General features: G+C 57.8%; 7 protein-coding genes. 4 read left to right on the top strand and 3 right to left on the bottom strand.

Annotated elements, in window-relative coordinates:
• Positions 1-88: 88 nt before the first annotated feature.
• Complete coding sequence (locus NPS47_RS04225; protein ID WP_274293849.1) at positions 89-1,708, bottom strand: NADP-dependent glyceraldehyde-3-phosphate dehydrogenase; 1,620 nt, start codon at positions 1,706-1,708, stop codon at positions 89-91.
• Positions 1,709-1,847: 139 nt separating this feature from the next.
• Between NPS47_RS04225 and NPS47_RS04220 the strand changes: the two genes are divergently transcribed.
• A complete protein-coding gene (locus NPS47_RS04220) occupies positions 1,848-4,088 on the top strand; it encodes a putative bifunctional diguanylate cyclase/phosphodiesterase (RefSeq protein ID WP_274293848.1) in 2,241 nt (746 codons plus the stop codon).
• Between the two features lies 1 nt (position 4,089).
• On the opposite strand, the gene NPS47_RS04215 is transcribed toward NPS47_RS04220, so the two are convergent.
• Entirely contained in the window at positions 4,090-7,692 is a 3,603-nt protein-coding gene (locus tag NPS47_RS04215) for a dermonecrotic toxin domain-containing protein (RefSeq protein WP_274293847.1), read from the bottom strand.
• A gap of 424 nt (positions 7,693-8,116) precedes the next feature.
• Here NPS47_RS04215 and NPS47_RS04210 point away from each other — a divergent pair, with 424 nt between their 5' ends.
• Both NPS47_RS04210 and NPS47_RS04205 read left to right on the top strand, forming a co-directional pair.
• Complete coding sequence (locus NPS47_RS04210) at positions 8,117-8,347, top strand: hypothetical protein (protein WP_274293846.1); 231 nt, start codon at positions 8,117-8,119, stop codon at positions 8,345-8,347.
• A 61-nt stretch (positions 8,348-8,408) separates the two neighbouring features.
• A complete protein-coding gene (locus tag NPS47_RS04205) occupies positions 8,409-8,705 on the top strand; it encodes a DUF3077 domain-containing protein (RefSeq protein ID WP_274293845.1) in 297 nt (98 codons plus the stop codon).
• A gap of 142 nt (positions 8,706-8,847) precedes the next feature.
• On the opposite strand, the gene NPS47_RS04200 is transcribed toward NPS47_RS04205, so the two are convergent.
• Positions 8,848-13,989: an RHS repeat domain-containing protein gene (locus NPS47_RS04200; RefSeq protein ID WP_274293844.1), complete on the bottom strand. Its 5,142-nt coding sequence runs from the start codon at positions 13,987-13,989 to the stop codon at positions 8,848-8,850.
• A 470-nt stretch (positions 13,990-14,459) separates the two neighbouring features.
• Between NPS47_RS04200 and NPS47_RS04195 the strand changes: the two genes are divergently transcribed.
• Positions 14,460-15,617 (top strand): hypothetical protein, encoded by a 1,158-nt coding sequence (locus NPS47_RS04195; RefSeq protein WP_274293843.1) that lies wholly within the window; start codon positions 14,460-14,462, stop codon positions 15,615-15,617.
• Positions 15,618-15,675 lie beyond the last annotated feature (58 nt).

The raw sequence follows: 15,675 nt of genomic DNA, 5'->3' as shown, positions 1-15,675 counted from the left end.
CGCCGCAGGGTGGATGGCGCGAAACTGTATATTTGTACAGTTTCGACGATTGGGCAAATCAAAACCTGCGGCGCTGGACGGACGGCAATCAGAAAATGTAATCGGTGGTCAGGAAGCTGGAATCACGATTGCGGATGATGTCGCTGATCAGCTGCTTGTTGCTCTCCTGGAATCTGGTCGCTACCAGGGTGCGGATCGAGAACACGCGCAGTGCATCGTGTACCGACAAGGTCCCTTCGGCGGAGTTTTTGCGGCCGTTGAACGGGTAGGTGTCCGGGCCACGTTGGCACTGGGCGTTGAGATTGATCCGTCCGACCTGGTTGGCAAAGGTGTCGACCAGGCGTCCGACCTCGGCCGGGTTGGTACCGAAGATGCTTAGCTGCTGACCGAAGTCGGAATCGAGCACATAGTCGATCACGGTCTGCAGATCGCGATAAGGCACCACCGGCACCACCGGGCCGAACTGTTCTTCCTGGTACACACGCATCCCGGCATTCACCGGGTACAGCAGTGCCGGGTAGAAGAACGAACCACGGCTGCTGCCGCCCCCTTGGTTGATGACCTGCGCGCCTTTTTCGACGGCATCGGCCACCAGGCCGTTGAGGTAGTCGATCTTGCCCGCTTCGGGCAGCGGCGTCAGGGCCACGCCAGGCTCCCAGGGCATGCCCGGCTTGAGCGCGGCCAGCTTGCGCTGAAACTTGTCGAGGAAGCTGTCAACCACATCCTCATGGACGAAGAGGATCTTCAGCGCCGTGCAACGCTGGCCGTTGAACGACAGGGCTCCGGTAACCGACTCGTTGACGGCATTGTCCAGATCGACCTCGGGTAGCACGATCCCCGGGTTCTTCGCATCCAGGCCCAGGGCTGCGCGCAGGCGATGCGGGCGTGGGTGGAGCTTTTTCAGGTCGCTGGCCGCTTTATTGGTGCCGATAAAGGCAAACACATCGATCTTGCCGCTGGCCATCAGCGCGCTGACGGTCTCGCGGCCGCGGCCATAGATGACGTTGATCACACCCGCCGGGAAGCTGTCGCGGAAGGCTTCAAGCAGGGGGCGAATCAGCAGTACACCGAACTTGGCCGGCTTGAACACCACGGTGTTACCCATGATCAGCGCTGGGATCAGGGTGGTGAAGGTCTCGTTCAGCGGATAGTTGTAGGGGCCCATGCACAGCGCCACGCCCAGCGGCGCGCGACGGATCTGGCCGAGGGTGTCCTGCTCCAGTTCGAAACGGCTGGAGCGGCGGTCCAGCTCCTTGAGGGCATTGATGGTGTCGACGATGTAGTCGCAGGTGCGGTCGAACTCTTTCTCCGAGTCCTTGAGGTTTTTGCCGATCTCCCACATCAACAGCTTGACCACCGCTTCACGTTGCTCGCGCATTTTGCCCAGGAAGGTTTCGACGTGCTGGATGCGCTCGGCCACACGCAGGGTCGGCCAGGCGCCGCGGCCCTTGTCGTAGGCGTGTACGGCGGCGTCCAGGGCGGTGAGGGCGGTGTCGGCATCGAGCAGCGGCGTGTTGCCGAGGACCACCTGACGCTCTTGATCACCTTCCTTGAGCCATACCGGGCTGCGCACGGTGGCCAGCGGCCCGTCCCAGCGCTGCAACTGGCCGTTGACCAGGTACTCGCGTTGCACCAGCGGCTCACCCAGGCGGTACGCTTCGGGGATCTCGTTGGCGGTGGGAAACAGCGAATCGAGCAGACGGTCCATGGGCGCAGCACCTCTTTTTCTATGATGGGTGAAACGTTTCAGTTCGAGCATAACGCCAGCGCGCTAAAAAAAGCCAGCCTCACTCAATATTGCGCCCGACACGCCGATAAAGCGGTATGCCGACGCGAACAACGGACCTATGAGCACAAGAATCCTCGCCCTTGATGACAAACTGGTCCTGCCCGCGACCCTGAGCACCACCCTCAATCGCTTGCTGCCGATAGGCTTTGCGCTGGTCGGCATCGGCTTGTCGGTGGCGCTTGGCCGCCTCGACGTTCAGCGCCAGGAAAGCGAACTGGTGGCCAACGCCAGCGCTCGTCTGTCCGGGGTGCGCGCCGCTCTGGAGGCGCAGTTGCGCTCGGCCTTTGGCGAGACCGAAGGCATCGCCCAACTGATCAGCGCCGATGGCCAGATCAGCCCTGAGCACTTTCATGACATGGCGCGCCAGGCCATCGCTTCGGTTCCACATATCCGCCATATCTCGGTGGCGCCGGGCGATGTGATTGCCGATGTCTATCCGATCAAGGGCAACCAGAGCATCATCGGCGTCGACTACCGCCACCTGCCGGACCAATACCCGATGCTGCAGCGTGCGCGCGACCATTACAGCCCGGTGCTGGCCGGTCCCGTGCAGCTGTATCAAGGCGGGCGCGGCCTGGTCTATAGGCGCCCGGTGTTCCTCAAGGGCCACAAGGGCGTGAAGCTGTATTGGGGCAATGTCTCGATCGTTGCCGACATCGACCGCTTGCTCAGCGCCGCCGGTCTGGACCTGGACCCGGGCTTTGAACTGGCCTTGCGCGGCGCCGACGGCCAAGGCTCGGCGGGGGCAATGATCTGGGGCAATCCGAAACTGTTCGAGGAACATGCGGTAACGGTCAATGTCGATGTCCCGGGCGGGCTTTGGCAACTGGCGGCGACCCCGCTGGGGGGCTGGCCGTCGATGAGCCTGTTCGCCTCACCCTTGTTCCTGTTTGCGTTGACCTGTACCGGGTTGTTCAGTGTGTTCGTTGCCCAGCTCAATCGCAGCAACCACCTGATCAATCTGCGCAACGGTGAACTCAAGCAGTCCCAGGCGCAGCTGGAGCGCCTGGCCCATTACGATGCGATCACCGGCCTGCCGAACCGGCTGCTGTTCAATCAACGCCTGCAGGCGGCCATCGATGCTGAGCAACAACTGGCCGTGCTGGTGCTGGACATCGACGGCTTCAAGCAGGTCAACGACAGCCTTGGGCATGCAATGGGCGATCTGTTGTTGCAACAGGCCACCGCGCGTTTCGTCCAGATCCTCGACGAAGCGGACAGCCTCTGCCGTCTGGGCGGGGACGAATTTGCCTTTCTGCTCAGCGGCACTGAGCAAGCCTGTAGGGAGCGGGTTCTGGCATTGCTGCAGACCCTGCAGCTACCGTTCGATCTCAAAGGTAACGCAGCGCTGGTCACCGGCAGTATCGGCCTGGCCTGGTACCCCGAACATGGCCAGACCTGCGACCGTCTGTTGCGCCACGCCGACACCGCCATGTATGCGGCCAAGGAGAGCGGGCGCAACGCCTGGCGGCTGTATCACCCGGACATGACCGAGCGCCTGCAGGAGCGTTTGTGTATGGAACGCAACCTGCGCCGGGCGTTGAAGAACAATGAATTCGAGCTCTGGTACCAACCCAAGATCGACCTGTTCAGTGGCCGTGTGGAGGGCGCCGAAGCGCTGCTGCGCTGGCGCGATCCCGAGCATGGCCTGGTGTCGCCGGCGCAGTTCATTCCGCTGGCCGAGCGTACCGGACTGATCATTCCCCTGGGGGAAAAGGTGCTTGAGCTTGCCTGCGAGCAGATTGCCGCCTGGCGCGCTGCCGACTGCCTGCCGGGCCCGCTGGCGATCAACGTGGCCGCCTTGCAGATTGAACGCAGTGACTACGTCGCCAGCCTGTCGCGCAGCCTGAAACGTTATGACCTGCCACCCACCTTGCTGGAGGTGGAGATCACCGAAAGCCTGCTGATGGAAAGCCAGCAGCAAGCCTGTGCGGCCTTGGCCCAGCTGCAGGCCATGGGCGTGGCAACCGCGGTGGATGATTTCGGCACCGGGTACTCGTCGCTGGCTTACCTCAAGTCGTTACCTATCGATCACCTGAAGATCGACCGCGCCTTCATCAAAGACTTACCAATGGATGATGACGCGGTGGCGATCACCCGGGCGATCATCGACCTGGGCCATGCCCTGGGCTTTCGCATTACTGCCGAAGGTATTGAAACCCAGGCCCAGTACGATTTTCTGCGCAATGCCGGCTGTGACCAGGGCCAGGGCTTCCTGATGGCGCGGCCGATGCCGGCGCAGGCTTTACAGGCCTGGCTGGCTGACCGCCAGTTGCTGCGCCAACCGGTGCTTGATTGACTCAGCGGCGTTCAATCTGCAGATCAAGCAGGCGCACCGCCGGTATCGCTAGCATGCGCCTGCGGTAGTACTGGTCCTGGTCCATGCGCGTGAGTCGGCGCCAGACCTCGGCATGCGAATCGGGCAGGGTGTCCAGGTACCAGTCGCTCTCGACCAGCGTTCGCAGGTCACGGCGATACTGCAGTGGCAGGCGCTCCCAGATCCCCAGTCGGTCCGGGCCGGCGCCATGCAGCAACTCCTCGTAGTCAACGTCCGGTACCAACAGATCGATGCCGGTGGCCTGGTAGTAGCCATCGATTTGCCCCAATACCTGTGGGCTCAAGGCATTGCTCTCCAGTCGCAATGTCCGCGCCACATGCGCCGGGATGGACTCTGCCGCCGGCAGGTTTGCCAGCGGGTTATAGGCGAAATCCAGCAGCAGGGGATTGACCAGGTTCTGCAAGCCGTTGGGCAACTCGCGCAGCCCGCAGCGGGTCAGGAACACGGTACGCAAATGGGGTAGCGCGCTGAGGTCCGGGGTGCGCCCCAGCGGGCAATGCGAGGCGTCGAACACGCGCAGGTTGACGAAGCTGTCCAACCTGGCCTGGGCGGCGGCGTCCCAGACCAGCGGGTTGCGTTCCATGTCCAGCCATCCCAGGTTCTGCGGCATGCCGACGGAGGGAAGCCGATTGAAATTACAGCGGGTGAGCTTCAGACGTTCCAGTGCGGGGAATCGCTCATACAGTTCTGCCGGCAACCGGCTCACACCCGGGTTGCCGGAGAGGTCCAGTTCGCCGACATGGGTGAACTCGTTGGGCAATGCCAGGGTCGCGAGGTCTTCATCGGTCAGGTTCAGGGCGGACAGGTCCAGGGTATACACGGTGCGGCCGTCGAGCAGGGTTTCAACGGAGATGCGCCGCCAGGCATTTTCTATGCGCTGCAAGGCACGTCGCCGGTTCGGTACCGGAACCGCCCAATCGACGAGGTCGCGGCGCAGTTCCTGCAGTTGCGCTTGCAGGCGGTCCAGTTCCAGCGTCGGTGACAGGCCTAGGTTTCGCCAGTTCTGGATGGCTGCTTGAATGTCCATATCGGACATGCCGGGAAACAATCGCCGGTAGCGCACCGCCACCGAGGTGCGCAGGAACTGTCGCGAATAGGCCCGGGGCGGCTCACCACCGCGCAACATCCCAGCGCCCCAACGGCTTGGCTGATAACCCCAAAGGCGTCGATTCAGTGCAGCGCGGTCATCGGCAACCATCGTCAATACGCGCTCGCGCAAGGCTTCCCCAGCGTCGGCCGCAAGTCCCATCGCCAGGCGCTTTTGGCTGGGCAGTGCGGCCTCGACCGCGCGGCACAGGTCATGGTCGATCACTCCCGGAGCGGGGCGCTCGCCCAGGTAGGCTTCGTAGCCATCAAGCGATTTGACCACCACCACCCGCTCGCTTGCCTGCGCCTCGCCGATGGCGTGCAGCACCGTACCTTGTGGGTTGCCGGCGCGGATCTCCAGACGCAGGTCGGGCGACCAGCCGGGCACGCGCTCCAGGCAGACCAGCAACAGTCGCTCACTGTCATTGCTGACCAGACCCGGCAGCCACAAACCCTGGGCGGCGCGAGTCAGCGGCAGGTCGCTGGCCAGTTGGCTGGCGCGTTGTTCAAGCGTTGCTGATAACGGGCCCCCGGCGCGCAGGCGTGCGAGGGTATAGGCCAGCGGCTCGGGGGTGGGTTGATTGCCCAGGTGGACCTGCAGCACGTGTTCTTCGCGGGTGCCGCTGACCTGCAGCGCCTTGACCAGATCGACATCGGCCAAACCCTGATAGTTCGGGCTCAGCCGTCGCACCAGGTGCGCGCCGGACCAGGCATGGGGTTGCTCGTGTTCTGCGCGCCAGGCGCCTTCGCCGTTATGCTCCAACAGCGGTTGGTACGCCTCGGGCTCGCTGGGGTGAACGATACGCCAACGGTCCAGGGCGGGGTCCAGGCGCTGTTCATACACACGGCCATCGAGGCGGATAAAACTGCGTCCTTGGTGCTGGTATTGACCGGCACTGTTGGCTTGCAGGTGTTCGGGCAGCGCTGTGTCACTGGCGTACGGTGCAAGATCGGGGCGCCACAGGCGTTGTGTGCCGTCGGCGCTGCGAACTGGTTCGAGGCCTTCCATCAGAGTGCTGTTGAACAGTTTTGGCAGGACCTTGCCGGCCACATGCAGCCCGCCGATCAGTGCCAGGTTCAACCCGACCGCTTTCAGGTGACTCAACGCCAGCTGACGATCGCCGATGCTCCAGGCCTGGTAGCCTTCATAGACCTCATCGAGCAACTGATAAGCCACTACTGCGGTCATCAAGGTGCCGACGCCGGGAACGAACAGCCCCGCCACCATCAGTGCATTCAGGCTAATGTCTTCCCATTGTGCCTGGCGTCGCTTGCGCGCTTGCTCGTCGGCATCGGCGGTCGGTACCGCGAGCTGACGGGCCTCGCTTTTTAGCCGGGCGACATGCTCCAGGTGCAGGAAACTGAACAGTTCACCTTCGATGGCGAGCGGCACCAGGTACAACGACGAGTTGCCCTCGGCATCAAGGTTCTGCTGCAAGCGGCTGAGGAAAGTTTGCTGTTGATCGCGCGGGACGTAGGCCAGGAAGCGTTGCTGGAAATCCGCCTGCACCAGATCATCGCGCAATTGCTCATGCAGTGCGGACAGGTTCGGGAACTGGCGCAACGAAATCCCGTGGCCCGGCAAGTGCAGTAGCAGGCCTGCTTCGCCCAGATCGAGCATCAGCACCTCGTGCAAGTCGATACCGAACAGGCTCAGCTGGCTGCAGGTCAGCGTCGTACCCTGGTCGAGCAACGCCTGCACCTTGTCCAGCGCACCACCGCTCACCTGGTGGCGAAGGAAGGCGAGGTCTGCTGCCAGGCGCAGACGATCCTGGTGAACCCTGATGGCCAGCGTAGCGACCTGTGCGGGCGCGAAGACAGACGCCAGGTGCGCCTGGTAGCGCTGACCGAGGTCCAGGGAGCGGCAGGTGCGTGCAAACGCTTTTGGCGGCAGACTTAATGGCTTGATCGTGTAGGCCTCGGACTCCAGTTCGATGTCGACCAGGGTTTCGCTGTCACCGAGGGTGGTCTTGCCGATGACCACGGTCTTTTCAATCTGCGCATCACCTGCCAGGGCCAGCGCGCTTTCGTGGCTGAACTCGACCTCGTCTTCGAAGTTGTGCAGGGCGGCTTCGAGCAGGCTTCGGCGCTCGTGCTGGCTGACGTAGGTTTGCCAGGTAAACAGGTGATGGATATGTATCAGTTCGCTGGTGCGTAACGGGACTGACAATTGATGTTCGGTTGTCAGCGCTTGTGCGAGCAGGGGTTCGGCGAATTCTGCAATATTCTTCAGGCCCTTCAGTGCGCGGGCCAGGGCTTTCTGTGAGTGCGTCAGGCGTGCCTGGCTGCTATGAACCGCTTCGCGCAGATCGGGAGCGGCATTGGCGAACCAGTCGGCCTGGGCGTCGGGAAGACCTTGGGCGGGCAGCAGGCTTTCGTGCAGGGTTTGCCACTGCTCGGGTGAGGCGTGTTGACTCCAGCTCGGAAGCTGGCTTTCGATCAGCTGTTGGTGCGGGTTTTCCAGGTCTATGGATGGCATCTTCGGTGCTCCTGTTTCAGGGGCACTCAGGAGGCAGGAGGCGAGGGCGGTCAAGGTGGTAAATAGTTGTGGTGGGGTGGGAGCTGGCTTGCCCCGCGATCGAGGGCGAATGATTTATCCCGCACCTTTTCAGATTATCCCTCTTCCTTGTAGTCCATTTCCCAAAGATACTTGCAGCGCCTTTGAGCCGTTGCACTGCTCTGGAGTGCGGCCTAACCTCTGCCGGTCGTTGGTACTCAACGACCGGCTTTGACAGGCTGACCTAACCTTCAGAACATGTGCTCGCTTTATGGCGGCTGTACGTGGGGCACCTCGTGTGCGCCGAGTTGTCCTCTGGAGTTATCGGTCTGTCAACCCGCGTATAGCTGCCACCCTCCTGTTTGACAGCAGGTTTGTGGCCGCCTCATTAACTCCAGAGGTGTATATGCTCAAGATCGTCCCCGATCCACCCCTCAATCCCCATAACCATTCCCTTGAAGACCTCCTTGTTCTGGTCTCGGAGCATCTCGTCTGTGCGCTGACCGTTGCCCAGCAGACGGTACTGCTGCATCCCCAACCGTCCGGGCAGATTCTGACGTTGACGACCCTGCATGAGATCGACAGCGCTCGCAGTCTGGTCGAGCTGGCGTTGAGCAAGGTGCAGATGCGCCACTGAGTTGAAACCTTCGCGGGGCCCGCTCCCATCGGAATGTGGGGGCGGGTATGAGGACGTGGTAATGACTGACAGTAAAAAATCGAAAGACAACATAGGGCCGCTCAAAACCTGTGGTATCGGCAGTTTCGGCGAAGGCATCGGTGGGCGAATCGAGGACCGTTTGTTCCACACCACTGCAGGGCATGATCTGGTCTATGCGCTGGAACAGTCCACCGTGCTGATGAGCTGCGTCCACAAGCTCACCTTGCAAGCCGCGGTCGATCAGGACCACACGCTGGTGTGGGCGGCACATTACCTGAGCGGGATGGCCAAGGCGCTGGTCGATGATGTGGCCCACGTTATGGCGACAGGGCGGTGATCATTAGACAAACGTAAACATCATCGCCGATGAAAAAGCCCCTTGCGACCTCGGAAGGGGCTTGGTTTCATAGCGCTCACTCATCCTTCAATTGGCTGGCATCGCCCATCAGTTGCGCGTAAAGATCCTGACAGACTACCCATCAGCCCCGCCCCAATTTTGCATAGTACCCGGTAAAACTCTTCCAGCTGCCATGGGGTGCCCATGTTGAGCTGTTGACTTGTCCATTGACATAGGCAGCCTCCTCAGACTCAAAGTAACTGCTGTTGCTAAGCACACCGGTTACACCACATACAATCGTGTTGGCATCGCCTCCATCAAAAACGCTTAGAGAATCCCGCCACACTTGCATGGATGAGTTGCGAACGCCATGACTGGCGTCGATGCCTGTCAAAGGTTGACGCATTAGCTTTTCCATCTCGCGCGTATAGCGTACACCTGGCGTTCTGTTGAACGATGGGGCGGTAGCAGTTTCCCCGTAGTTCGAAATGTTGGTTTGGTAAGCGACTCCTCGGCCACGTGCCGCAGCCCCGCCGGACAGGTGCTGAGCCTTCCAGGCCGTCTTTTCCATAAGATGGCTCAGGCTTTTACCTGCACCGCGACCGATCCGAGGGAGTGATTGAGCAGCTTTAACGGCCAGCGCCCCGGCTTTTTTCGCGAGCTGGGCGGCGCCACCAGCCACTGCCGTTGCCAAAGAAACCCAACCCAATATCTTGGCTGTCTCCGGGTCCGTGTCCTCAATCACGACCGCTGTAATGGCAGTCGCAGCTGAGATAATCGCGAGGGTCACGATCGCTGCGTACACCCATAACGAAAGCCCACCCGTTGCTACGGCAGTCAGGACAGCTAAGCCCGCCCAAATCACTGTATTGATAATTCCCCCAACTTTTTCTCCGAAAATTGACTTCAACAAATATCCGGTGGCCACAGCGATAAGCGCCACTACCACGAACACGGCCAAAAAAGGCAGGAAAGCGAGATGCCCTGTCGGGTCTTGTCTATTGCTGGGGTCCCCATCGCAGTACCCATAAGGATGGGGACCGCCGGCGCCGAATGGACTCATGCTGTCCTGGCTGTGAAAGCGCATGGCATCGGGTGCATACCAGCGATAGCCGTTGCCTAATGGGTACTGGTCGTTGTCAGTGTCACGGTACTCGCCGTTATAGCCCTCCAGCGCCTCCTGTTCCGTCGAGGAGTGTTTGCCATAGGCTGTATAGGCATGATGCGCCAGAGTGCCCGCGGTCAGGTCTAAGGTCAGTACCACAGTGTCGCTGGCATCCTTGAGCTGCACCAGAAACCGCTTTACACCAGACTTCACTACACACACCACCGATGCACCGAACCCTTCCAGGCAGCAATGGCGCATGTTGTCGGCAGTAACGGCATACTCGCCACGCACCGTCAGGTCATCGTAGATGATCTGTTTTTGATCTGCGCCGTCACCCGTTGCCATCAGTTTGCTCATTGCGTCATAGCTGTAATGTTGACTACCCGCCTTGATCAAGCGCCCTAATGCATCGTAACGGTAGGTTTTCCCGGTCTGGTCCTTGGTCACACGACCGGCAGCGTCATAGCTGAGTTCGCCGGATGTGCCAAAACCCGGGTCATCATGGGTTACCTTGAGCAACTTTGTCCCAGTGGCATCGTCGTAGGTAAAGGTGGAAGTGCAGCGGTGCTTATCATAGGTAGTAACGCACTTAGTGACGTTGCCCATTACATCGTAAGTAAATACCTGTTTGTCGATGGCTTTGCCATTAGGCGAACTGGGCCGCCAGACGCCGGTAGTTTCACAACATTCCAGATGACCTTTGACGTGATAGGTTAACGTTCGACTGCCCAGCGTGGTATCACCCTGTTTGATGGCCGTATTAGCGAGACGGCCGTGTACGTCGTAGTTCCGAGTGATAGAAAATTCACCCTTGGCAGTCTTGATGGTACGGGATACCTCGCGGCGTTCTTTATCGTACTCATAGGCCACGGATAGATCATGTTTTGCCGCAGCACTTTTGCCTTTAGTGAGCGGTTTACCGAGACTCAGGTTCTCGTTGCTCAACCGGCCAAGTGCATCGTAAGTGATATCAAGCTGACTCTGTTCTGCACCGCCTGCATGAAGATGAGCTATCGATGAGCGTCTTCCATGAGTGTCGTAGGTAAAATCAGTCTTGCCTCCGCCGGCATCCTCTTCGCCTAGCAGGCGTCCTGCGGCAGAGCGTTTATAAGTAATTGTCTTCCAGCTGGCTGCAGCGGAAGGATCCGTTTGTGCTCTGAGTCGGGCCTCATAAATAGAAAGATTACCATTCAGGTCGTGGGTGCAACGAACACTGCGCTCGCCCTCGGTTGCGCTGGACACTCGCGAGGATGCGATAGCGTAAGTGAATTGCTGATGCAGCGAGCTGGTTTCCTCCTTGATACTGGCCACACGATTGCCAATTTCTTTGTAATAGGTGTAGTTCAATATTTTGCCATCGGCGGCGGTTTTACTTGACGGTACTGAACTTGCGCCAGTGTAGGCGAATGTTTCCTTATGACCGGCTCGGGAAATGGAAGTCAAGCGCCCATCGGTATCGAAGGCGCGCTCACCCAATGTGCGATCATCAAGAGAAATTTTGGTGGGTTCATGATTCAGCGGGTCTTGGGGATACTCGTAGTAATAGCAGTAATGGCTTTCGATATAGTCATGGCTAGAATCGGTGGGTTTGATAGGTCGCAGGTAATTATCAATAACTGGGGAGGATAGGTTGTTTTGAGTAAAATACTCTTCCAGATAGAGTCTTTCCGGTTTTACATGAGCATAGAACTTGCTGATGCATCGCCCAGCGTAGTCATATTCGTTAACTATGCTCTGGGCAGTATGTGCGGTAGCGATTACATGTGAGGCAATTAGCCCTGGGCCCCAGTAGGTAAAACGCTCCAGTTGTAGTGGGGTGCCCGCTTCATCCCGCCATACGATTTCCCTGATCGTTTCGTCATCGTTGTAGTAGGTGAATTTTCCGTGAAGCTCTGCAAGCTCTCCTGTCCGTTCGGTTCGCATTTTTTCAACGGGATCGTAACTGTTGACGTGTACTTCGCCGTTGCTGTACCTGCGTAGCGCTTCGTTTCCCCAGACATCGTACTCATACTTACAGGATTCAGTGATTACATTTTCGCCATCTGCCGATTGAAGATAATCGTAACGCAGGGTGGCGCTCTTGCGGCCCTGTTCATCAAATTGCTCTTCGAGCATCAGCTTCCACGGTATTTCCACTTCGCTCTTGTCGGCGGGCGCTGCCAGATACTCTCGAACCACATTGCCTCGCCCGTCATAGTCATAAGCGCGACGCAGTCCGTTTGCTTCCTCGACTTCCATGCGCGCGGCGCAAGGGTAGCGGTAGACGGTCACAGCTTTGTAGTGGGCGCTTTGGGCGCACGCGGTGTGCTGGGTCAAACGTCCATGGCAGTCATATTCATAGTCGGTGCGGTTCCCGTCCGCATCGGTTTCGCTGATAAGCCTGCCGCTGAGGAAACTATGGGTCTGCTGGGTGATGCTGCCTGCTGCCCCCTGTGTCTTTTGCTCAATTGTGGTGGTGATTGAGTTTCTCGAATAGTCACAGTGATGTTGGACCGTCTTTTCTTTCAGGGTTCCATCCGGGTAGTGCGTGCTGATTTTTCTAACGCCGCGTCGGCCGTAAACATAGCGCTGCTCCAGTTTTGTTTTTTCGTTATCAAAGAAAAATTGTTGGCGCGCTGAGGGGCGAGATGTTACTTCGTCGTAAAGGTAGCGAGTTGTTGTTTTGCTTTCGTCGGGGTATGTGGTTTGTTCAGCTTCCAGTTGTGATGGTATGAATTTTAACTCACCCTCGCTGCGATACGTCGTCTCGTTGATGGCGTTGAGTGTGTGGGAAAGTTTGTTGTATTTCCAGGTTGTCTGGCAGCCTGGTAGCGTTCGACTAGTAAGGTGCTGCTTTTCATAGATCTCTTCTGTTGATGCAGAGGTCTTAGCCCCTGAATTATAATGTTCCGTCCAATTTTTTTCAAATTCCTCTGCCATTGCTCTCGCATACCTCGGTGCTTCGAAATTGAAGAACCCATATGCCTTCTTGTTCTGGTGCGCGAGCTCGTATATATCTTTTTTCTGTTTTTCCAATGCCTCCACACTTATCGTGTAAAACGATTTTTCAGTGATTCGTCTTAGTGATTGTTCGCGTGCTTTCATCCAATAGTTTTCTTTGGATACACAGTTTGGTGTGGCGATGTTGTACGATTGCACCTCTGTCAATTGATGTTCACGGTTGAATTGGTGGCGTTCAGTTTTGTGTCCATCCGTGATCGTTGTGCAATACTTCTCCTCGGTTGAGCCGCTATATGTATAGTGGCTAGTGACTTTTGTTGCCAGGTTTACAGGAGTGACCGTGTGCATCGCAACGCAGGGTAGCTTTGACAGTTTGGGGTCGTCCTTGAATTGCAAGCCGTTATTTTCGTAAGTGACAGCTTCGGTAAGCCCTTCAGGTGTCTGTATTTTTGAAAGCAGCCAGCCACATTCGGGGTGGTTGTCGTAAGTGAATTGATAGTTGTCACCTTCTGGCAAGGTAATTTCGCTCAGTGCGTAATCGGTCAGCGCTAGTTTGAATTTGCAGGTTTCTAGAGTGTTTGGCCAAAACTCAATTGATATTTCTTTTTCTGATGTTTTCGTGGTGGGGTAGTTGATTTCTACTAGGGGTTCATCGCGGTATTCAAGGCGCTCAGTGTCTTCAAGGTATACATCATATTTGTCACTGATGCTTAGAAGCTTGACTTGATGGTAAGTGATGTTGTTTATTTCATGTGCTTCAGCGACCCATTTTAGTAAGGCATAATGAGTCCCGTCCATGCTCAAGGAAGTGGGTGTAAAAATGGTACTGCCCCCAATTTTTTCGAGTCTCTCTACCCGGCCGTCGAGGCGTTTGACGGTTAACGCATCCCACTCCCATAACGCCATCACGCCATAGCTGAAATAGTCTTTGTTGTATTCGACCTTGATGGCTTCTCCCGAATGAAGCCTCAATTGTTCCGTCGTAGTGTCATAGGTGGTGAAGGCAAAAGACCACCCATCGCCAAGCCCCGCGCGGTTGTTGACCATGGGGGAGTAGAACAGGCTCATGTCGATCGCAGGGCCCAGACCTGCATTGCAGGTAATGGTGGGTAAAGGTATATACGCCTCGAACAGGCCGGTGCGTGTGTCGACAAACGTACGCTTCTGGCTGGTGGTATTGAAAATCTCGTGGTTCTCACCGTCACAAGGGTCAATGCCCATCACGTTGTGCGTCATATGCCACCTCAGGCTCAATAGAGGTGCCGAAGTGACGACCTCTGCGAACGTAATCTGGCGTCGCTTTGCAGACTGCGCTACTGGCAAAATTACTAGGTATTGCAAGAAAAACGTGTCGCAGGCAGCGCGTTACAGTTCATAACGCTGGAGAACAGGTTGTCAGGTGTGCGCCCGCGCTGGAGTCGGGGGGAGCGGTACGCCCCATGACCCGATGTGACGCCAACTCGTAAGCGGGGACAAGCGCGCTCACTGCTCTACGCCTGTTCCGAAGGAAAATTGGCGCCATAAAATACCTGCGCGCAGCGGCAACATTCGGCTTGCAAAGTCCCTACCCAGCACCTTTAATTGTTACTGAATGTGAGCAAGTCAAAACGTTCGCTATGGGGTCCATGTCGTTCAAGAATATCTATCTGGGTGCTACTTGATGCTTTACTGATCTGCCACCAGGCACTACTTCACAGGACGTAGAAATGAAAGCGAATTTGGTGGCAGCAATCCGCAAGCACGTATCACCGGCCATGCGTTATGAGATTAGAACGACGTTGAACAAGGTGCACGATCTGCTCGGCCGCGCGTGTTTCTGGCGCTGGGAGATCGCCCGGTTCAGGCTGCAGCAGGAAAGCCCCTTCGAAATTCTTTATGTCGGTCGCAAACATTACCGGGATGTGGCCAAGGTGCTCATCGGCGGCAAGTCGCTCAGGGACTCGCCGGTGGCGCCAGGCCAAGCGCAGCCGACTGAGTCGAGTCATGTGGTGGTGGTCAGTGAGATGCCGACCGCCGGGGCGTTGAGTGTTCCTCACTATCTGAGTGCGGTGGTGCCGCTGCTGGGGCGCTCCCTGGAAGAGATCACAGCGCGCTACGACAGCGAGTTGCGCCGCAGCATCCGCAAGCACCGGCCGCTGTACTGGATGAAACAGGCGCTGACCGATGAAGAGATTGCGATGGCCGACCAGCACCTGCTGCGCGCCTATGCTACCGCCAGGCAAGGCGAACACGCGGCACAGTTTTCCACCGAGACGGTGTTTCGCCTGGCCAAGACCGTAGGCCGGCTCGACCTGATCATGCAGGGGGATGAAGTAATTGGCTGTCACCTTGGCTGCGAAATCACCCGGGGCACAAAGCGCTACTGGAGCACGCTGCGTTTCGGCTATTGCGAAGCGGTTTTTTCAGATGCGAAGAAACTCAAGGAAGCCAACTCGATCAACACCTACATGGCCCTTGAGTGGGCGGTGGAGAATGGCTTTGATTATTACGATATCGGTCTTTGTCTGGCACGGCCTGATGACGGCTTGTTGAAGTGGAAACGGCGGCGCGGCGGCGATATCGATTCGTTGGGTAATCACGCTTATATGTTTGTGCGGTTGCCAAAGACCGGCACGGCAAAGTTCTTGTGGGACACGCCGTTATTTGCTGTTGAAGGTGACAAGTTGACGCTCCATCTGGGTTTGCCGGACGGGGCAAGCGATGACGAAGTTGCTGATCGTTACCATGAAATGGTGTTCGGTGGGTTGCACAAGATTTATCTGTACGGTGGAAAGAGTTCGGGTGAGCTGTTTGTGGAAACGTTGCGTAGCCGCTACGCAAACTTACAGTCCCCGCCCGTGATGGAAAGGATTCCTTCCAACTAAGCAATGTTCCGGGTTGAGGTCAATGCGGGCGCAGTGCGCCTGTCGATTGACTGTGCCC

Source organism: Pseudomonas putida, assembly GCF_028682475.1.
Classification (GTDB): domain Bacteria; phylum Pseudomonadota; class Gammaproteobacteria; order Pseudomonadales; family Pseudomonadaceae; genus Aquipseudomonas; species Aquipseudomonas putida_AG.
Note: the sequence above shows the minus strand (reverse complement) of the source record. Positions and strands in the feature narration are given on the sequence as shown.